Here is a 20,246-nt window from a genome sequence, read left to right on the forward strand (position 1 = left end):
GCGCCCACATGAATTACCTGATCAATTGTTAAAGAGCCGGCCGATGCCTCTCGGGTATCCCCTCGTCGGCAGCAGCGGATGCGTACTTTACGGATCTCGACCGGGCCTGACAAGCCCTTTCCGGTAAAAAAAGTACGACGAACGTCCTAGGCCTGATCCTTACATTAATGTAACCCGCGCATAGCGCTTCTTGCCGGCCTGAATCACATAGCTTTTGCCTGTTTCAAGCATGTGGTCGCGAGCGACGACGTCACCATCGACCTTGATCCGTCCATTGCCGAGCATATCTTTGGCTTGGGCGCTGTTATTGACCAGACCGGCTCGATTGAGAACCGCCGCAATGGGTGCTTGCTCTCCACCTTCGAAGTTGACCCTGACCTCGGGCATATCATCGGGCAGTTCACCCTCTGCCAACTGATTACCGGCAGAGCGATGTGCATTGGCAGCGGCCTGCTCGCCGTGGTAGCGCGTAATCAATTCGCGCGCCAGCTCCATCTTGATATCGCGGGGGTTGGCACCAGCATTGATGTCGCTGCGGATGCCTTCAATTTCGCTGTTACTCTTGAGCGACAGCAACTCGTAATAACGCCACATCAGGCTGTCCGGCATGGATACCAGCTTGTTGAACATGACCCCCGGCGGCTCATCGAGGCCCACATAATTACCTAGCGACTTGGACATCTTCTGCACGCCGTCGAGCCCTTCGAGCAGCGGCATGGTGATGACCACCTGGGGCTCCTGCCCGAAATGCTTTTGAATCTCGCGCCCCATCAAAAGATTGAACTTCTGGTCCGTGCCCCCCAGCTCGACATCTGCTTTCAGGGCTACCGAATCGTAACCTTGCACCAAGGGATAGAGAAACTCGTGAATGGAGATGGATTGCCCAGACCGGTAGCGCTTCTCGAAATCGTCACGCTCGAGCATGCGCGCCACGGTGCTCTGCCCGGCCAACTCGATCATATCGGCGGCACTTAAAGAGGTGAACCACTCGGCGTTGAAGCGCACCTCGGTCTTGTCACGATCGAGGATCTTGAAAACCTGCTCACGATAGGTCTCGGCATTGGCCTTGACTTCCTCCTCAGTGAGCGGCTTGCGAGTGACGTTCTTGCCTGAAGGATCACCAATACGCCCGGTAAAGTCGCCGATCAGGAAGATGACCTCATGCCCTAAATCCTGAAACTGACGCATCTTGGTCAGCAATACGCTATGCCCGAGATGGAGATCGGGGGCAGTGGGGTCGAAACCGGCCTTGATGCGTAATTTGCGCCCCGAAGCGAGCTTTTTTTCAAGCTCTTCTTCAAGCAGTATCTCGTGAGCGCCTCGCTTGAGTAACGCCAGCGTATCGGCAACGTCGGTCATCGACTCCCTCTCCACTAAAAACGATTGTCTGTGCAAATGGAGCTGAATGTTAGCATGTCTCGACGTGGCGGTTGAGCACCCAGACGACATAGGAGAAAAAGGATGCCCCTGTTTATCGGCCTGATGTCCGGCACGAGCCTCGACGGCATCGACGCCGCCTTGGTGCGCTGTGGCGAGGGACGCCCCGAATTGCTGGCAGCAAAGGGCATCGACATGCCTGAAAGATTGCGCCAACGGCTATTGTCGTTATGTCAGGCACGTAGCGTTGCTTTTCAGGACTTGGCAGCCGCCGAAACGGACTTCTGCCGGTTACAGGGCGAGGCCGTCGTTCAGTTGCTTAATGAAAATGACATTTCGTTGTACGAGATCACTGCCATCGGCAGTCATGGGCAGACCATTGAGCATGCGCCTTATGGTCATGAAATAGAGAGCGGGTTCGAAGCCGACAGCACGCCCTACACCCTTCAATTGGATAACCCCAGCTTGCTGGCCGAATTGACCGGCTGCCGTGTCGTCGCCGACTTCCGGCGGCGTGACCTGGCTGCGGGTGGTCAGGCTGCCCCCCTGGCACCCGCTTTCCATGCGGCGCTGTTCTCTGCCGAGGATGAGTGGCGCGTCATTCTTAACATGGGCGGCTTCGCCAACCTGACGCTGCTGCCACCGAATGCATCCAAGGAGCCGGTCATCGGTTTCGATACGGGGCCCGCCAACGCTTTGCTCGACGAATGGCATGCCTACCATCGACAGGAGCGGTTCGATCACGATGGCCGATGGGCCGCCAGTGGCCAGGTCGATGAGGCATTGCTCGAACGCCTGCTCGATGACGACTTCTTTAGACGAACACCGCCCAAGAGCACCGGACGAGAGTATTTCAACAGGGATTGGCTTGCGGCTCGGCTGACAGGTCGAGAATCACCCCAAGATGTACAAGCGACCCTGGCGGAACTGACTGCGGCCAGTATCGCATCAGGAATCGAGCAGGCGCGACGGCAGCAGGACGCTGAAGGCGCGCTGACACTCATCCCTTGTGGCGGCGGCGCTCATAATGTCGATCTTCTCAAGCGACTCGAGCGGCGCCTGCCTCATGCGACATTGACACCCTGCGAGCACTTCGGCTGGTCACCAGACTGGCTGGAAGCGGGCGCCTTTGGCTGGCTTGCCTGGCGGCGGATAGAAAATCTACCCGGCAATCTCCCCACGGTGACGGGCGCACGCGGCCCACGGGTGCTGGGCGGCGTGTACAGCGCCTAGTAGTCGTCGTCACGCAGCGAAAGCTTGCAGGAGGCATCGACCGCGGCATCCAGCCCTTTGCGCGTCTCCTCGCCGTATTTGATCATCATGCGCAGGTCGTTGGTTGAGTCGGCATGCACCAGCGCGACATCTTCACTGACCTTGCCGTCGCGATACAGCTCGTAAAGGGCCTGATCGAAAGTCTGCATGCCATGATCCCGTGAGCGCGCCATGACATCCTTGATACCGACAATGTCCCCTTTGCGAATAAGGTCGCTGATCAACGGAGTGCGCAGCATGAGCTCTACCGCTGCATGTCGCGTCCGACCGTCAGTATCCGGAACGAGCTGCTGGGCAATAACGGCCTTGAGATTCAAGGACAAATCGAGCCAAGCCTGGTCGTGGCGCTCGGCGGGAAAGAAGTTGATGATGCGATCCAGGGCCTGATTGGCATTGTTGGCGTGCAGTGTCGCCAGACAAAGATGACCTGTCTCGGCAAAGGTCAGTGCATGCTCCATGGTTTCACGAGTGCGTATCTCGCCGATCAGAATGACATCCGGCGCCTGGCGCAAGGTGTTTTTGAGCGCCACTTCGAACGACTCGGTATCGATCCCAACTTCACGCTGATTGACGATGGCGCGATGATGCGGATGTATGTACTCGATCGGGTCTTCTATGCAGATGATATGACCGCCGTGGGTTTCGTTCCGGTGTTGGATCATCGACGCCAGAGTCGTGGACTTGCCCGTTCCTGTCCCCCCCACCACCAGTATTAGGCCACGCTTTACAGCAGCCAATTCGGCGACGACAGGGGGTAATGACAACTCATCGATATGAGGAATGTCATAGGCGATGCGGCGTACGACCATGGCCATCTGGCTACGCTGATAGAAAGCGCTGACGCGAAAACGTCCTTCTCCCGTCAGACTCAACGCAAAGTTGGCTTCGCGTTCGGCTTCAAAGCGCTTATGGTGGCTTTTCGGCAATGTCGCGAGCACCAGCTCGCTGACCTGCTCTACCGTCAATGCCTGCTCGCCCAACGCCATCAACTTGCCGCCGATCTTCAAACTCGGCGGCGCACTGGTCGATATCAGCAAGTCCGAGGCCTGTTTCTCGACCATGATTTTCAATAATTGCTCTAGCCATTCTGCCGGTGTCATACCCTGGGCCTCCTCTGATGCTTAGTTTTTATCGGCCAATATTGCGCGCGTTTAAGCGCTTACTTCCGGCAGCATGCTTTTAGCCTTTGCCTGGGCTTCCTGACGGCTTACCAAATTTTGGCTGACCAGCCTTGCCAAGGAGGCATCCAGGGTCTGCATACCTTGTCCGCCACCGGTCTGGATAGCGGAATAGATCTGTGCCACCTTGTCTTCACGGATCAGGTTGCGCACTGCGGCGTTGGCCACAAGAATCTCATGTGCCGCAACACGTCCTCCCCCATGACGCTTGAGCAGCGTCTGAGCAACGACGCCTTGCAAGGACTCGGAGAGCATCGAGCGCACCATGGCCTTTTCGTCCCCCGGGAAGACATCGATGATACGATCGATGGTCTTGGCCGCCGAGGTAGTATGCAGGGTACCGAATACCAGATGCCCGGTTTCGGCAGCCGTCAATGCCAGACGAATCGTTTCCAGATCGCGCATTTCACCGAGCAGAATCACATCCGGGTCCTCGCGCAGAGCCGATCTCAACGCCTCGCTGAAACCACGGGTGTCGCGGTGCACCTCACGCTGATTGATCAGGCAACGCTTGCTGACATGCACGAATTCCACCGGGTCCTCGATGGTGAGAATATGGTCGTAGCGGGTTTCGTTGATATAGTCGACCATTGCCGCCAGGGTCGTGGACTTACCCGAGCCGGTAGGCCCCGTGACCAATACCAGCCCGCGGGGTAACAAGGCCAGGCGTCGAAACACCTCGCCCAATCCCAACGCCTCCATGCTCAACACCTCGGAAGGTACGACGCGAAAGACCGCACCAACGCCTCGCCCATGGTGGAAGACGTTGACGCGAAAACGCGATACACCTGGGACCTCGAAAGAAAAATCGGTTTCCAGAGACTCCTCGAAATCACGACGCTGAACATCGCCCATGATGTCATAGACTAGAGTACGAATTTCTCGATCCTGCATCGCCGGTACATTCAGCCGACGAATATCGCCATCGACGCGGATCATCGGCGGCAGTCCTGCCGAAAGATGCAGGTCAGAGGCGTTCTGCTTTGCCGAAAACGCCAGCAATTCGGTAATATCCACACTATTCCCCTATTCTTTTCTATGAGGTTGGGCCTGGCATGTCAGACGCTTCGGTCGACGATTCACTTAAACGCGCCCGGCAACGGCTTGCCAAGGCACTCGAAAATGCGGGGCGTCCCTCACAGGCCGCACGCTTACTCGCCGTGAGCAAGACCAAGCCCGCAACGCTGATTCGCCAGGCCCATGCCAGCGGCCAACGCGAATTCGGCGAGAACTATCTCCAGGAAGCGCTCGACAAACAGGCCGAACTCACCGACCTGCAAAATCTTGTCTGGCATTTCATCGGTCCTCTACAGTCGAACAAGACCCGTGCCGTGGCCGAGCACTTCTCCTGGGTGCACAGTGTCGATCGGGCCAAGATCGCCCGCCGCCTAGCCGAGCAACGTCCCGTCTCTCTGGGCCCGCTGAACATCTGCTTGCAGGTCAACATCAGCGCGGAACCCAGCAAGACCGGTATTGCACCAGAAGCGCTCGAAGCGCTAGCCGATGAGGTCGCCACACTTCCCAATCTGCGGCTGCGGGGCCTTATGGCCATTCCGGCACCTGCCGCCGACCTGGCTAGCCAACGCCAACCGTTGGCTCAACTGCGTCGTCTCCAGGAAAAACTGCAGCAGCGCCTGCCCAACGCCCCTCTGGATACACTTTCCATGGGCATGAGCGATGACCTGGAAGCCGCTATCCTCGAAGGCGCTACCCTGGTTCGCCTGGGCACCGCTATATTCGGTGCTCGTGAACCTCATCGCTGATGCTGTATCGTTCACTCTTCCCGCCCCACCGTGGAGATCTCATCATGACAAGCAAGGTCACTTTTATTGGTGCCGGCAACATGGCCAGCGCCATCTTTGGCGGCATGATCGATGGCGGCTACCCGGCCGACATGATTACTGCCACCTCACCGGAGGACAGCGCCCTCACACAGTTGCGCGATCGCTACGGCATCAATACCAGCGGCGACAACAATGCCGCCGTCAGCGAGGCCGATGTTGTCGTACTTGCCGTCAAACCCAACATCATGCGCGACGTTTGCTCCGATCTGCGCGATAGCATCCAGGCCCGGCAACCTCTGATCGTCTCCGTGGCCGCCGGCCTCACCGCCGCCACCCTGGACGGGTGGCTGGGCGGGGGTTTGCCCATCATTCGCTGTATGCCCAACACCCCCTCGTTGGTAGGCGCCGGTGCGTCAGGGCTGTACGCCAACGCCCAAGTCAGCGAAGATCAGCGCCAGCTGACCACTACATTGCTGGAAGCCGTGGGTCTGGTCGAGTGGGTCGACGACGAGACGCTACTGGAGGCCGTCACCGCCATTTCCGGTAGCGGTCCCGCCTATTTCTTCCTGGTGTTCGAAGCGCTGATCGATGCCGGCAAGCGTCTAGGCTTGCCGGCGGAGAGCGCACGCCGCCTGGCGTTGCAGACCGGCTTCGGTGCCGCCAAGATGGCTCAGCAGAGCGAATACGATCCGGCCCAGCTCAAGCGCAACGTCATGTCGCCCGGTGGTACCACCGAACGCGCCATCCATAGCCTCGAGGATAGCGGCTTGCGCCAGCTGTTCGACGATGCTACTCAGGCCTGTGCAACGCGCGCTCGAGAATTGTCCGAAGAACTATCCGAAGAAATCGGCAAGAAACGTTAAAAGTTTAATTCATATGGAGGAGCCCTATGGGCAGCCAACTGGGAAGCGCCGGCCTGATGCTGGTCAATACTCTGATCAACATCTACCTGTTCATGCTGATGCTGCGCTTCCTGCTACAGGCGTCGCGTGCCGATTATTACAATCCCCTCAGCCAATCCGTCGTGAAGGTGACCCAACCGGTGGTTCGCCCACTGCAAGGTTTTTTACGGCCGATCGGACGTTTCGATCTGGCGACGCTCGGGGCCGGCTTCATTATCAAGGCGATCAGCATCATCGCCATCATGCAGATAGCCGGTTACGGCATGCCACCTATCGCCGGTGTCGCGATTGCCGCGGTGGCTGCGGTAGCTAGCGCAATCCTCAAGATCTACTTCTTCGCGCTGATCGGTATGATCATCCTGAGCTGGGTCGCTCCGCAGGCGAGTCACCCCGGCGCCATCCTGATCTTCCAACTGGTCGAGCCGATCATGGCGCCGGTACGCAAGGTCATACCGCCACTCGGGATGATCGATCTGTCCCCCATCGTGGTGTTCATCGCCATCAATCTGATCGATGGTGTCGTGGTCGGATCCCTGACCCGGGCGGCGGGCGTTTCCGGTGCCTTGGTCGGCCTTTGAAAGATCGGTCTTTGAAAGCGAGCCACGATGTCCATCACGCTTCCCGCTGACTCCGTCGGTTTAGTGACGCCCCAGACGGCTCGTTTCGACGAGCCGCTTCCACTTGCCTGCGGCAAGACACTGGCAACCTATGACCTGGTGTACGAAACCTACGGGGAACTCAACGCCGAGCGCAGCAATGCGGTACTGATTTGTCATGCCCTGTCCGGCAATCATCATGCGGCGGGCTATCACAGCAAGGAGGATGCCAAGCCGGGCTGGTGGGATGCGCATATCGGTCCCGGCAAGACCATCGACACTCGCCGCTTTTTCGTTATCGCGCTGAACAACTTGGGCGGGTGTCATGGCAGCACCGGCCCCTGCAGCATCAATCCCGACACAGGCCGACCCTGGGGTCCAACGTTCCCGCTGATGACGGTAAGCGACTGGGTCTACAGCCAGGCGCGCCTGGCCGATCGTCTGGGCATTGAGCGTTTTGCGGCGGTCGTTGGTGGCAGCCTGGGCGGCATGCAGGTGTTGCAGTGGACACTGAGTTATCCCGAGCGCATCGCCAACGCCGTGGTCATCGCCGCCACGTCACGGCTTTCAGCACAGAACATCGCCTTCAATGAAGTGGCGCGTCAAGCCATTCGCTCGGATCCCGACTTTCATGACGGCTGGTACGCCGAACATGACACCTTGCCCAAGCGCGGCTTGAAGCTGGCGCGCATGGTCGGTCACATCACCTACTTGTCCGAACACTCCATGGGTACCAAGTTTGGTCGCGACCTGCGCAGCGATGCTCTCAACTTCGGTTACGACGTCGAGTTTCAGGTGGAGTCCTATCTACGCTATCAGGGTGATATGTTCTCCACTGTCTTCGATGCCAATACCTACCTGCTGATGACCAAGGCACTGGATTACTTTGATCCGGCAGCGGCCTGCGCCGGCGATCTGGCCGCCGCCTTGGCACCGGCCAACTGTCCCTTCCTGGTGGTGAGCTTTTCTACCGACTGGCGTTTTGCCCCGGCACGTTCGCGGGAACTGGTGAATGCTCTGATCCGTGCAGGCAAGCCAGTGAGCTACGTCGAGATCAAGTCACCCCATGGACACGATGCCTTCTTGCTGCCCGATCCTCGCTATCAAGCCGTATTTGGGGGCTTCATGAAGCGGGTCTCCCGCGAACTTGGCCTGGAGGGCGACTGATGCGAGCGGATCTCAAACTGATTTATGACTGGATACCGCAAGGTGCACGGGTGCTCGATCTGGCCTGCGGTGACGGCACGCTGCTCGACGCCTTGGCACGGAATAGAGATGTGACGGGTTACGGACTCGAAATCGATCCGGACGGGATCACCGCCTGTCTCGAGAAAGGCGTCAATGTCGTCGAGCAGGATCTCAACCAGGGTCTCGCCAACTTCGATGACGATGCCTACGACGTGATCATCATGACCCAGGCTCTTCAGGCTCTGCGGCGTCCGGATCGCATGCTCGACGAGATGCTACGGGTCGCCAGCGAATGCATCATCACCTTCCCCAATTTCGCTTACTGGCGTCACCGGGTTCATCTCGGCATCAAGGGCTATATGCCGGTATCCAAATCGTTGCCCCACGCCTGGTACGATACGCCGAATATTCACTTGTCCACCTTCAATGATTTTGAACATCTGTGCCGACAAAAGGGTCTGATCATCAGTGATCGCGCGGTCGGCAATGGCGACCATGAAGGCCATTGGAGTTCGCGCTGGTGGCCCAACCTGTTCGGTGAAACCGCCATTTTTCGCGTCAGCCGCGGTCAGGGGCATGAATAACAAACGATACCGGGAGGACATCTCATGAGAAGGGTCTTGGAAACGATGACGCTGGTCTGGCTCTCCATGGTAATGAGTCCATTAGCCAGCGCGGAACAACTCGAACGTGTCGGCGATTACCGAATTCATTACAGCGCCGTCAACACCAGCTTCCTGACACAGGAAGTGGCCGCCGCCTACGACATTCAGCGCAGCAAAGTGATGGCCCTGCTCAGCGTCAGTGTTCTCGAAGATCAACCCGATGGCACTGCCCGACCGGTGCAGGCCAACGTAGAGGGCAAAGTCGGCAATCTAGCGGGACAATCTCAGCCATTGTCCTTTCGCACCGTACGCGAAGACGGTGCTATCTATCAGCTGGCAGTGTTCCGCATTCAGGAGGATGAGCCTATGCGCTTCAACCTCGAGGTAGGCTACGATCGCAATCAGGAACCCGCCGAGATCGCCTTCATGCAGCGCTTCTTCATCGAGTAGCTGATCTATTGTGAGAAGCGCTCTCTCAGGGCGATACAGGGATCATCGCGATTGGCCACCGCACTGGTAAACCAGACCAGATCGAAGGGAGGTCCGGCGTCGATACTCTCCGGCAATGCCGAGGTCCAGGCCTGCCCGGGTGGTAGCTCTACCAACCCCAGGCACAGCGGCGTCTGTTTCGTATGCAGCGCCACGCCGACATCCCGCCGGGCATGACCATTACCGCACACCAGCACTGAGGTTGGTGGCAAGGCGTCGAGCGCCGCCGCCATGGCCTGATCTCGAGCCACCTGGGCAGCCAACATGCCATCGAGCATGTTGTCAGGCAGCATGCCACAGTGCCCCTCGATCAATGCGCGCCGCTGTTTTCGAGCCACCACCAGGGGCAACTCCGGCGCCAGGTTCAGCTTGACGATTTCGTGCAGCTCAGCGGCAGGCAGATTGGCTGAGCGTACCGGCACACCCAGTTTCAGCGCCAACTTGAGCGTTGGCCCATAGGCGGACCATTCCCAGCCTCGCTGCCAGTCCAAGGCGTCTTGCCACTCGGTATCGGACAGAACGCGCCGCGCATCATCTGGAATCTGTTCGAGCAGCGCCTGCTGCTCGCTGTCGAGCATCTCCAGGGCGACTCCGCCCAGCATCTGCCTGGCCGCCAGTTGCGTAATCAGCCAGCGCTCCAGGCGGTGATGCTCCGGGTTGTCATGCGTCTCACCGATCACCAGCGCCTGGCTTTCGATCAGACGTGTCAGCAAATCGCCGCTGCTGAGCCATTCGCCACGACGCAGATCACGAATACGGTTGATACTAGAAACCGTATTGCCCTGGACGATGCTGGGTAATCCCGTGCTCGCGACCAAGGCGAACAACATCTTGAGACACTCCCGTCGCTGCATGTTCTTTCCTTATCCGATTGAGCAAGTGATCAAACCCGGTCGATCACCAAAGCTCCGTTCGATCACCGATGAACTCGACTGCCCCGAAACCGCCGTCAATCCGTTGCATGGTGCTGTTCCAAACGGCGCTGCAGTGATAGCGGCAAGGGCCGATCAAGATATATGTCCTGGGGCTTGCCGGCGATACAATCGACTTTGCAGCCATAGGCCAGCACCTCGACCCCCTCATTAACGACACGACGCAGCGTCTTGGCGTAGAGCGGATCGATATGTTCTGCCGGGGCCACATCCTTGATCCCGGTATGCGCCACGCAGAATAGCAAAAGCGCCCGCTGGCCCGCCGCGACAAGCTGCCCCAGCGTTTCGAGGTGCCGTGCCCCTCGCACCGTCACGGACGCTGGGAAATAGCCGTGGCCATCGACCTCCTTGAGAGTGACCTGCTTGACTTCGATAAAGGCGGTACCGCCTGCCGCCTCTTCCAGACAGAAGTCCAATCGGCCACCGCCTGCCGACGCCTCACGACGCAGCGATGTATGACCGCGTAATTCAGGAATATGCTGCGCCCGGAGCGCCTCTTCGACGATAGCGTTGGCGCGTCCGGTATGCACCGACGCCAAGGCCATCGAGCCATCCGGCTGGGGCAGCTCGATCAATTCCCAGGTCCAGGCCAGCTTTCTGGTGGGATTGGTACTGGGTGACAACCATACACGGCATCCAGGGACATTGGTCGAGCGCATCGAACCTGTATTGGGACAGTGCGCCACTACGACCTCCCCGCTAGTCAATTCGATATCCGCAAGAAAGCGCTTATAACGACGAAGTAGAGTGCCCGGTATCAGAGAAGAATACTTCATCGTCCACCATCACATGCCAATGAAGCGCTCGTGCGCATGAAGACTCCTTGCTATTGATCGATGCCACCGTTAGCGTCCCAACAGGCCATATTAGCCGATTCATCTCAAGATCATCAGCGATAAAGACATTGAGTGGTTGCAAAACACCGGCTTTTTCGCTAAATAAGCAAGGCTTCGGGTGGGTATACTCCGCCCCCGCAGGTTGCGAAACGATAATGAATGCAACTTGACCGGCCGGGCATCGGCCCAAGTCACTTGAGTAATGAGGCAGCCCCATGCCAGTAGCGGAAAAGAAAACGGAAGCGCCGAAAAAATTCATCCCGTACGAGCCGGCGCCGGATGAAGAGTACATGAATGAAAAGCAGCTGGAGCATTTTCGCCAGATTCTGCTTGGCTGGAAGATGGAGCTGATGGAAGAAGTGGATCGCACCGTGCGCCACCTTCAGGAAGACGCCAACAACTATGCCGACCCCGCGGACCGCGCGACTCAGGAAGAAGGCTTCAGCCTGGAACTGCGGACCCGCGATCGTGAGCGCAAGTTGCTCAAGAAGATCAACGAAACGATCGATAATATCGACGATGACGATTACGGCTTCTGCGAGGCATGTGGCGTCGAGATCGGCATCCGCCGCCTGGAAGCACGGCCTACCGCCACGCTTTGTGTGGACTGCAAGACCCTAGCGGAGCTCAAGGAAAAGCAGCTCGGCGGCTGATACCGTCCCGTTCACAATGGGCGCCATCGGGCGCCCATTTGCGTTTCAAGGGAATCGCTCATGCCTGGCTATCGCGGCCGCTTTGCCCCAACCCCTTCCGGCCCATTGCATTTTGGCTCTCTGGTAACGGCCCTGGCGAGCTATCTTGACGCGCGCCAGGCCAAGGGTACCTGGCTCGTGCGTATCGAGGATGTCGATCCACCCCGCTGCCCGCCCGGCACGGACACCGCGATACTACGTCAACTCGAAGCGTTTGGATTGCACTGGGACGAAGAGGTTCGCTATCAGAGCACCCGACATGAGGCTTACCAGGCTGCGTTGGAGCAACTGGCCAAGCATGGCCTGGCCTATCCCTGCAGTTGTTCGCGCAAGGAATGGCGCGAATACGCCGTATATCCCGGCTGGTGTCGCAATGGTGTGCGTCATCCCGATCGCCCCCTTGCCTGGCGTCTGCGTAGCGACCTGGGCGAACGACCCATCGTCTGGTACGACCGTCTGTTCGAGCGCCAGTGCATCGACCCGGCGGAGCTCGGCGACGTCGTGCTCAAGCGTAAGGATGGTTTATGGGCTTACCAGCTGGCGGTCGTCGTGGATGACGGCGACCAGCATATCAATCAGATCGTGAGGGGTACCGATCTACTCGACAACACCCCCTGGCAATGCCAGTTGCAGCGAGCACTGAGCCTGCCGCAACCCCGTTATCTTCATCTGCCACTCATCGCCGCCGATAATGGCCAGAAGCTTTCCAAGCAGAATCTGGCGCCAGCCTTGCCTACCGACGATGCGTCGGTTCGGCGGCTGCTGCATGAAGCACTGATAATCCTCGATCAAACGCCAGCGCCCTTCCTGAAAAGAGCCCCTGTCACCGAACAGCTCACGGCAGCCATTGCCGCCTGGAACAGTGATCGACTGCAACCGCGGATGTATCGTGCGTTGCCTCGTTCTGTCAGCCTAGAGAGTTGACGCGCTTCAGGATTGAGCGCTTTGCATGCAATTTGCCAAGGAGAACTCGAACAGGTTGCCCCCATGTATATCTATCGCATCATGCTGTTCCTGGTTTTTGGTGGCTATCTGCTGTCGCCCGTCTTGATGAGCGGCTGGGCCGTGCCTGGCGTCGCCTGGTATCGTCCGTTCCTTATCTGGGGCGGACTCATCGCACTCGGGGTGTGGCTGGAGCAGAAGAGAAAACTCGATGAGCGCTAGCCTTCTCGGCATTCTTGTCCTCGGCGCAGGTTACCTGTCGTTGCTCTTCCTGGGCGCCTTGGCGGTAGAAAAAGGATGGGTGCCGCAACGTCTTGTACGCCATCCCGCAGTCTATTCATTGTCGCTGGGCGTCTATGCCAGTGCCTGGGCCATCTATGGCAGTGTTGAGCTGGCCTCACGGGTCGGCTATGGCTATCTGGCCTACTACCTGGGCGTTTCCGGCGCCTTCCTGTTGGTGCCGGTGATGCTGGTACCCATCCAACGTATGGCGCGAACCTATCAGTTGACGTCACTTGCTGATCTATTTGCCTTTCGCTTTCGCAGCCGTTGGGTCGGCACCCTGATCACTCTGATTACCCTGATGGCGGTGATGCCGCTCTTGGCGCTGCAATTGAAGACGCTTGGCGATGCGCTTCATCGGTTGACCGGCACCGACTCGCCCTCCTTGTTGGCGCTGCTCTTCTGCATTCCCATCGCCTTACTGGCTATCATGTTCGGCGCTCGTCACAGCCATTTGCCGGTACGCCACGATAGTTTGCTGGCCGTCATCGCCCTGGAATCATTGGTCAAGCTGGCCGCCCTGCTGCTGCTGGGCACGGTAGCCCTCTACGGAATCTTCGACGGTCCCGGTGATCTGCAGAATTGGCTCGAAGGTCCTGGCCTAGCCCTGCAGGACAAGATCACTCGTCTCGATACCGGCCAGTGGCGTACCCTGCTGCTGCTGTTTTTTGCCGCGGCCTTCCTCATGCCGCACATGTTTCACATGACCTTCACCGAGACACCCTCGCGCCGTGCATTGTTGCAGGCCGGCTGGAGCTTTCCGCTCTATCTGCTGCTGATGGCGTTGCCGATTCCTTTGATACTATGGGCAGCACAGCGTCTGGGCATCGACACAGCGATGCCAGGCGCCGCTTACCTGGCCTTCGAACTATCCACCAATCCCTGGGTCGACGGTCTGGTCTTCATTGCCGGTCTGGCCGCTGCCAGTGGCACACTAATCATCGTGGCGCTCGCCCTGGCCGGCATGGCCTTGAATCATTTGGTTCTGATCGCCCGCCCTCCCGACAAACGAGAAAACCTCTACCGCCGCCTACTCTGGCTGCGCCGCACCCTGATCATCACCGTAATTCTCGGCGCTTGGCTGTTCTATTACAGCGTGGGGCAGCGCCACGATCTTGCCGATCTGGGCCTAGCCGCCTTCGTAGGCGTGACGCAGTGTCTTCCCGGCCTACTCGCGCTTCTTTACTGGCCCGGCGCCAATCGCAAGGGCATGCTCTGCGGGCTCATCACTGGCTGCACAATTTGGCTATCAGGATTGTGGTTGCCCCTGCTCAGCGGATTTACACCGATGAAGCTGCTGCCCTCCAGCGTGAACTGGCTCCTGGACGAACCGGCCTGGTATGTCGTTACCCTGGTTGCGCTCAACGCCAATATTCTGATCTTTATCCTGGTGTCTTTGATCACACGGACCTCACCGGGGGAGCGCGCCGCTGCGGAGGCCTGCTCGGTGGAAGCGGTGATCCGCCCGAAACGCCTGCCGCTGATGGCGCGTAACGTGGAAGAATTCAAACATTTGCTGGCGGACGCCCTGGGCCCGGAAGTGGCCAGACGAGAGGTGGAAAGCGCCTCGACGGCGTTAAAGCTCTCCGCTCAGGACAGCCGGCCCTACGCCCTGCGTCGACTGCGGGATCGCATCCAGGCCAATCTGTCGGGATTGATGGGCCCCTCGGTGGCGCAGGATATCGTCGACCGCTTCCTCCCTTATCGACATGAGGACGGAGGACGGGCAACCGATGACATCCATTTCGTCGAGAGTCGTCTGGAGGCATATCGTACCCGCTTCACCGGCCTTGCACGCGAGCTCGACGGATTGCGCCGTCATCATCGACGCACGCTGGCGCAACTCCCCATCGGCTTGTGCGTCTTCGATGATGAGGGTGAACTGCTGATGTGGAACGATGCGCTGGCACAACTCTCAGGGATCGACGGCAACAGTGTTATCGGCGCTCATCGCGACGGACTGCCCGCTCCCTGGGCCGGCCTTCTCAAACGCATCTGCGATGAGCCGCGGGATTATCTCTACAAGCAAGCCGTGACACTGGCCTCCCAGATACGCCACCTAACGCTGCATCGAGCGCTGCTGAAGCCCGAAGAGGGCGACCGGGGCGCCATGGTGATCCTTGTCGAAGATCATAGCGAACTGAAATGGCTCGAGGACGAACTGGTGCACAGCGAGCGCTTGGCCTCCATCGGCCGCCTGGCGGCCGGCGTCGCGCATGAAATCGGCAATCCGATCACCGGCATTTCGTCACTGGCTCAAAATCTACGCTACGACAGCGATGATCCCCGCATAGTGCAAACGGCCGAACAGATCCAACAATTGACGGAGCGCGTATCGCGCATCGTTGGCTCCCTGGTGGGCTTTGCCCATGGCGGTCGCCATATCCAGAACACTCATCTGGTGGCGGTCGAATTGCGCTCGCTCATCGATGAGGCACTGCACTTGATCCGTCTGGCTCGCTCGGGCGAGGATATCACCTATGACAACCGCTGCCCGACGGGTTTACAGGCCCTGGGAGATAAGCAGCGCCTGATCCAGGTACTGGTCAATTTGATCGGCAATGCTCGGGATGCCAGCCAACCGGGAGGGTGTGTGACGCTTGACGCCACCACTCAAGACGAACGGGTCCGACTGAGCGTCACCGATGAGGGGCATGGCATCGATGAATCGATCCGCGCTCATCTTTTCGAGCCCTTTATCACGACCAAGGCACCCGGCGAGGGGACAGGACTCGGTTTGCCGCTGGTCTATAGCATCATTCGCGAGCACCATGGCGACATCCAGATCGACTCGCCTCCCCTGGGTCAGCCCCGTGGCACCCGTATCACACTTTGGTTACCTCAACCACAACAGGATGAATCACACACCGATGAGCAGAATTCTGATCGTTGAAGACGAAGCCATCATTCGCACTGCGCTACGCCGCCTATTGGAACGTCATGATTACCAGATCAGCGAGGCGGGCTCGGTGGAGGAAGCCATGTCCCTCGATCCGAAACGTTTCGATCTGATCATCAGTGACCTGCGTCTGCCTGGTCCCCCAGGCACCGATCTCATCGATGCCGCCGACCTCGTGCCGGTGCTGATCATGACCAGCTATGCCAGCATGCGATCCGCCGTGGAAGCACTCAAACAGGGAGCGGTCGACTACATCGCCAAGCCCTTCGATCACGATGAACTCATCAAGACCGTTGCCCATACACTGCATCGCCATGCACCATCTATTGAGGCCACTTCCGCTTCCGAGGCTGCGGCGCCTCAAGAAATGGTTGGCGATTGCCCAGCCATGCAGGTCGTCTACAATCGTATCCGCAAGACGGCCCCTGCCGATGTCACGGTGCTGATTCAGGGTGAATCGGGGACCGGTAAAGAATTGGTAGCGCGCGCCCTGCACCGGCAGAGTCGTCGTGCCAAGGCGCCGCTGATCTGTGTCAACTGTGCAGCGATCCCCGAAACCTTGATCGAATCCGAACTGTTCGGCCATGAGAAAGGAGCATTTACGGGGGCTAGCGCGGCACGAACCGGCTTGGTGGAAGCTGCGGATGGCGGCACGTTGTTTCTCGATGAAATCGGCGAGTTACCCCTGGATGCTCAGGCGCGCCTGCTGCGTGTACTGCAGGAAGGCGAGATACGTAAGGTGGGCTCGGTGGAGACCCGCCATGTCGATGTCCGTTTGATCGCCGCTACGCATCGCGACCTGCACGCGCTATCGCGAAATGGGGAATTCCGACTCGATCTGTATTACCGCCTCAACGTGATGCAGATCGATCTTCCGCCGCTGCGTGAGCGTGAAGATGACATATTGAAGATCACCGATATCCTTCTAGAGAACGCCTGCCGGCGACACGCTCGTGAGGGCTTGAAGCTCTCGCGCACGGCGCGGCGCGATATCCGTGACTACCCTTGGCCGGGTAATGTCCGCGAACTGGAAAATGCCCTGGAGCGGGGCGTGATATTGGCGGAAAGCCATCTCATCCATCCCGATGATCTAGGGCTGGCAGCGCCAAGCCCCCTACCCAATGCAAGCAAGCCGGCGCAGGCCACTATCCGCAGCGACCCTGGAGAAGAGGAAGCGGATCTTTCGCTGGAGGACTACTTTCAGCACTTCGTGCTCGAACATCAGGATCAAATGAGCGAAACCGAACTGGCGCAGAAACTCGGTGTCAGCCGCAAATGTCTGTGGGAGCGGCGTCAGCGCCTGGGTATCCCGCGTCGAAAGAGCCCAAGAGCGCGCACCAATTAAGACCTAAGTCGAAAAGAACGACTATCGTCTAACAGGACAAATTAGATAACAAGAAAATAATTCTCGCTTTATCTAAGATAAAAATGCCCCTTTTGTTACCATCTCACCCATTTGTCGCCACACCACGCACCATTTCCGGTAACACATACGTATTGCCATCCTGGTCGCCTCCCACTCATCAGCATAACCATATGTTATTTAAAGAGAAAAAAATCAATGGCACACCGCGTGCTCTAACAATAGCAACAAAAACAAGAAACAAAGGCTGATCAATGCAAGTGGTCGCTGTAACAATAACAAGTAATACAGAGAATGCCGCTAGCGATGCCTCAACAAGAACAATCGTCGATAGAAGACTCGCTTGTTTTGACCCAACAATAACTATCGTCAAGCAATGCTCGTCAGTCCGATAAGCACAATAAAAATTGGTTGTCCGATATTTTTTATCGGCACGCGATGTACCGAGAGCGGACTCAACAACAATAGCCGTCTGTCAGAGGTACGCCTTCGGAAATAATCACAAGACACCGAAGGAAGGTAGACTCTCTACCGTCGTGGTTGGATTATTGTTTTGAATACGAGACGGTCGCCATCGGGATCCAATAACAAGAACACTGCTTACCTGATAGATTTCATTTGTGACCGTGGTGCGTATTCAAGGCGATGCGCCATCACGAAAAAGAACCAACAGCACGGATGCTGAGCAACTTGCTTCTAGGGGAGGCCCACCGGCCTCCCCTTTCTACGTGCCCATTCTGTGTGTGATTGGCACGCCATCTCCGCCTGACCATGTCAGGTCGAGGATCTATGTTCCCCAAGACCGTAGCCGAATGCTTTGCAAGCCCTCTACGCTCGGCTAAACTGGCCGTTTCATCTACTGCGAGTCACTATCGCTGCATGTTTAAAGGATTTACTCGCTTTCTCCAACGCCCCGGTGAACGTTTGAAGACCCTGTTCGGCAATCAAGATGGCGCTAGCCATGCTACTCGGCCACACGTCATCCCTCGCGAAGAACATCCCATCTCACGTCAACTGTTCAGCGAGAGCGCCCTGAAGGTGCTTTATCGACTGCATAATGCTGGCTTCGATGCCTACCTGGTCGGTGGCTGTCTACGCGATGCTCTTCTTGGCAAATCGCCCAAGGACTTCGACGTTGCGACCAACGCCACACCGGAAGAGCTACGCGATCTATTTCGTAACTCGCGCATCATCGGGCGACGCTTTCGTATCGTGCATGTGCGCTTCGGCCGCGAAATCATCGAGGTGACCACTTTCCGAGGCCGTCCCAACGATGATCATGGTGCACATCTGGCTCAGCAATCAGAGCACGGCCTGCTGTTGCGTGACAATGTGTGGGGCAACATCGAAGAGGATGCGCTGCGCCGCGACTTCACCATCAATGCACTGTATTACAGCATTGCCGATTTTTCATTGCACGACTGGGCCGGTGGCGTCGACGACATCCATGCGCGTGTTCTACGCCTGATTGGCGATCCTGAAACGCGCTATCGTGAAGACCCCGTGCGCATGCTGCGCGCCGTCCGCTTCGCCGCCAAACTGGACTTCACCCTCGCCCCCGCAACCGAGGCGCCCATCCGGGACATGGCACCTCTGCTCTTGCAGATTCCCCCGGCCAGATTGTTCGAGGAAATACTCAAGCTGTTCCTATCGGGCCAGGCCGTCGCTACTTTCCACCTGCTGCGCCATTACGGACTGTTCGCCATGCTCTTCCCGGAAGCGGAAGAAGCCATGGAAGAACTGTCCTGGGCGGAGCCGCTGATCATTCAGGCGCTGGCCAATACCGATGCCCGTATTCAGCACGAGAGGCCGGTAACACCGGCATTTCTCTTTGCTGCCTTGCTTTGGCCCGGCGTACAGCAACGCCGACAGCAGTTGCAGGTTGACGGTCTGGCGCCAATCCCCGCGCAGCAGACGGCCTCTCAACAAGCGGTGTCGCGTCAGCTGCAGCATATCTCCATTCCCAAACGCTTCAGCCTGCCGATGCGCGATATCTGGGATCTGCAGCAGCGACTTCCCAAGCGTCGCGGCAAGCGCACCTTCCAGACGCTCGAGCATCCCCGCTTTCGCGCCGCCTACGACTTCCTGCTGCTACGCGAAGCCGCCGGCGAGATCCCATCGGGACTGGGTGCCTGGTGGGAAGCCTTTCAGAATGGTGACGAGCACGAACAGCGACGCATGCTGAACAAGATCGACGCCGATCCCGCCAGCACTGGTGATGGGCGCAAACGCCGGCCTCGTAAGCGCCGACGTAACAATAAGCCTCAGGGATCTTCGTCTTCGGGCCATGAATGAGTTGTCACACCACGCATATATCGGTCTGGGCAGCAACCTGGATGGACCGCGCCAGCGTGTCGAACAGGCTATCATCGCGCTCGATCGCCTTCCCGTTACAGGGTTGCTGGCCGCTTCGGCCTGCTACGCCAGCAAACCGGTAGGCCCCCAGGATCAACCCGATTTCATCAATGCGGTCGCCTGGGTGTCGACCCGACTGTCTCCCTTAGCCTTGCTTGATCAGTTGCAAGCCTTGGAACAACAGCATCGCCGCCGCCGCCTGCGCCGCTGGGGCCCTCGCACATTGGATATGGATCTGCTCTTGTTCGATGATCTGAGCCTTGACCTACCACGCTTGAAGATTCCCCATCCTGCCATGCATGAGCGAGCCTTCGTGCTATTTCCTCTGGCCGAGATTGCGCCTGAGTCGATGATCGGCACCACACAACTGAAGAATCTTCTGCTACAAATGGAAGGTCATGATCTAAAACGTTTGTCATCTCGAAGGTAGGGTTGCAAGATATTTGTTACCCTTTCACGCTACCATAGGGCATAAAGTAACAAATGCGGGTAACAACCTGACGCACCCGGTATAACGACTCCTTTTTCACTGCACTGTTCTCGCATGCCATCTA

Annotated in this window: 19 protein-coding genes; 14 read left to right on the plus strand and 5 right to left on the minus strand. The window is 58.1% G+C overall.

The window, feature by feature from the left end; translation table 11 throughout:
- Positions 1-159 precede the first annotated feature (159 nt).
- Positions 160-1,359 carry a tyrosine--tRNA ligase gene (gene tyrS / locus ACPF7Z_RS16095; RefSeq protein WP_425194278.1) on the minus strand — a complete coding sequence of 400 codons (1,200 nt, stop codon included), beginning with the start codon at positions 1,357-1,359 and terminating at the stop codon, positions 160-162.
- A gap of 102 nt (positions 1,360-1,461) precedes the next feature.
- Here tyrS and ACPF7Z_RS16100 point away from each other — a divergent pair, with 102 nt between their 5' ends.
- Complete coding sequence (locus ACPF7Z_RS16100) at positions 1,462-2,610, plus strand: anhydro-N-acetylmuramic acid kinase (protein WP_425194279.1); 1,149 nt, start codon at positions 1,462-1,464, stop codon at positions 2,608-2,610.
- Here the strand turns inward: ACPF7Z_RS16100 and ACPF7Z_RS16105 are convergent.
- Complete coding sequence (locus tag ACPF7Z_RS16105) at positions 2,607-3,749, minus strand: PilT/PilU family type 4a pilus ATPase (protein WP_425194280.1); 1,143 nt, start codon at positions 3,747-3,749, stop codon at positions 2,607-2,609. The two genes, ACPF7Z_RS16100 and ACPF7Z_RS16105, sit on opposite strands and share 4 nt — an antisense overlap.
- Before the next feature lie 51 nt (positions 3,750-3,800).
- The gene (locus ACPF7Z_RS16110; protein ID WP_425194281.1) at positions 3,801-4,844 is read right to left on the minus strand and encodes a type IV pilus twitching motility protein PilT; all 1,044 of its coding nucleotides are present in this window, start codon (positions 4,842-4,844) and stop codon (positions 3,801-3,803) included.
- A 38-nt stretch (positions 4,845-4,882) separates the two neighbouring features.
- Between ACPF7Z_RS16110 and ACPF7Z_RS16115 the strand changes: the two genes are divergently transcribed.
- The 6 genes from ACPF7Z_RS16115 to ACPF7Z_RS16140 are packed head-to-tail and all read left to right on the plus strand — an operon-like array spanning position 4,883 to position 9,352.
- A complete protein-coding gene (locus ACPF7Z_RS16115) occupies positions 4,883-5,590 on the plus strand; it encodes a YggS family pyridoxal phosphate-dependent enzyme (protein ID WP_425194282.1) in 708 nt (235 codons plus the stop codon).
- 44 nt (positions 5,591-5,634) lie between these two features.
- Positions 5,635-6,474: a pyrroline-5-carboxylate reductase gene (gene proC / locus ACPF7Z_RS16120; RefSeq protein WP_425194283.1), complete on the plus strand. Its 840-nt coding sequence runs from the start codon at positions 5,635-5,637 to the stop codon at positions 6,472-6,474.
- Between the two features lie 26 nt (positions 6,475-6,500).
- The gene (locus ACPF7Z_RS16125) at positions 6,501-7,091 is read left to right on the plus strand and encodes a YggT family protein (RefSeq protein ID WP_425194284.1); all 591 of its coding nucleotides are present in this window, start codon (positions 6,501-6,503) and stop codon (positions 7,089-7,091) included.
- Between the two features lie 27 nt (positions 7,092-7,118).
- Positions 7,119-8,276, plus strand: a complete 1,158-nt coding sequence (metX, locus tag ACPF7Z_RS16130) for a homoserine O-succinyltransferase MetX (protein WP_425194285.1) — start codon at positions 7,119-7,121, stop codon at positions 8,274-8,276.
- Complete coding sequence (gene metW, locus ACPF7Z_RS16135) at positions 8,276-8,881, plus strand: methionine biosynthesis protein MetW (RefSeq protein WP_425194286.1); 606 nt, start codon at positions 8,276-8,278, stop codon at positions 8,879-8,881. Before metX ends, metW begins: the two co-directional genes overlap by 1 nt.
- A 24-nt stretch (positions 8,882-8,905) precedes the next feature.
- Positions 8,906-9,352, plus strand: coding sequence for a DUF4426 domain-containing protein (locus ACPF7Z_RS16140; RefSeq protein ID WP_425194287.1), 447 nt, complete (start codon positions 8,906-8,908; stop codon positions 9,350-9,352).
- Positions 9,353-9,357: 5 nt separating this feature from the next.
- On the opposite strand, the gene ACPF7Z_RS16145 is transcribed toward ACPF7Z_RS16140, so the two are convergent.
- Both ACPF7Z_RS16145 and sfsA read right to left on the minus strand, forming a co-directional pair.
- The gene (locus ACPF7Z_RS16145) at positions 9,358-10,245 is read right to left on the minus strand and encodes a ChaN family lipoprotein (RefSeq protein WP_425194288.1); all 888 of its coding nucleotides are present in this window, start codon (positions 10,243-10,245) and stop codon (positions 9,358-9,360) included.
- Positions 10,246-10,340: 95 nt separating this feature from the next.
- A complete protein-coding gene (sfsA, locus tag ACPF7Z_RS16150; RefSeq protein ID WP_425194289.1) occupies positions 10,341-11,099 on the minus strand; it encodes a DNA/RNA nuclease SfsA in 759 nt (252 codons plus the stop codon).
- Positions 11,100-11,374: 275 nt separating this feature from the next.
- Here sfsA and dksA point away from each other — a divergent pair, with 275 nt between their 5' ends.
- The 7 genes from dksA (at position 11,375) to folK (ending at position 20,122) form a co-directional block, all read left to right on the plus strand.
- A complete protein-coding gene (gene dksA, locus ACPF7Z_RS16155; RefSeq protein WP_425194290.1) occupies positions 11,375-11,812 on the plus strand; it encodes an RNA polymerase-binding protein DksA in 438 nt (145 codons plus the stop codon).
- 60 nt (positions 11,813-11,872) lie between these two features.
- The gene (gluQRS, locus tag ACPF7Z_RS16160) at positions 11,873-12,775 is read left to right on the plus strand and encodes a tRNA glutamyl-Q(34) synthetase GluQRS (RefSeq protein ID WP_425194291.1); all 903 of its coding nucleotides are present in this window, start codon (positions 11,873-11,875) and stop codon (positions 12,773-12,775) included.
- A 21-nt stretch (positions 12,776-12,796) separates the two neighbouring features.
- The gene (locus ACPF7Z_RS16165) at positions 12,797-13,015 is read left to right on the plus strand and encodes a hypothetical protein (protein WP_425194336.1); all 219 of its coding nucleotides are present in this window, start codon (positions 12,797-12,799) and stop codon (positions 13,013-13,015) included.
- Positions 13,005-15,968: an ATP-binding protein gene (locus ACPF7Z_RS16170; RefSeq protein ID WP_425194292.1), complete on the plus strand. Its 2,964-nt coding sequence runs from the start codon at positions 13,005-13,007 to the stop codon at positions 15,966-15,968. Before ACPF7Z_RS16165 ends, ACPF7Z_RS16170 begins: the two co-directional genes overlap by 11 nt.
- Positions 15,946-17,319: a sigma-54-dependent transcriptional regulator gene (locus ACPF7Z_RS16175; protein WP_425194293.1), complete on the plus strand. Its 1,374-nt coding sequence runs from the start codon at positions 15,946-15,948 to the stop codon at positions 17,317-17,319. Before ACPF7Z_RS16170 ends, ACPF7Z_RS16175 begins: the two co-directional genes overlap by 23 nt.
- An 897-nt stretch (positions 17,320-18,216) precedes the next feature.
- On the plus strand, positions 18,217-19,632 hold the full coding sequence (pcnB, locus tag ACPF7Z_RS16180; protein WP_425194294.1) for a polynucleotide adenylyltransferase PcnB: 1,416 nt from the start codon (positions 18,217-18,219) through the stop codon (positions 19,630-19,632).
- Entirely contained in the window at positions 19,625-20,122 is a 498-nt protein-coding gene (gene folK / locus ACPF7Z_RS16185) for a 2-amino-4-hydroxy-6-hydroxymethyldihydropteridine diphosphokinase (RefSeq protein WP_425194295.1), read from the plus strand. The genes pcnB and folK overlap by 8 nt, the downstream gene beginning before the upstream one ends.
- Positions 20,123-20,246 lie beyond the last annotated feature (124 nt).

Source organism: Halomonas sp. GXIMD04776 (genome assembly GCF_049808615.1).
Classification (GTDB): Bacteria; Pseudomonadota; Gammaproteobacteria; order Pseudomonadales; family Halomonadaceae; genus Modicisalibacter.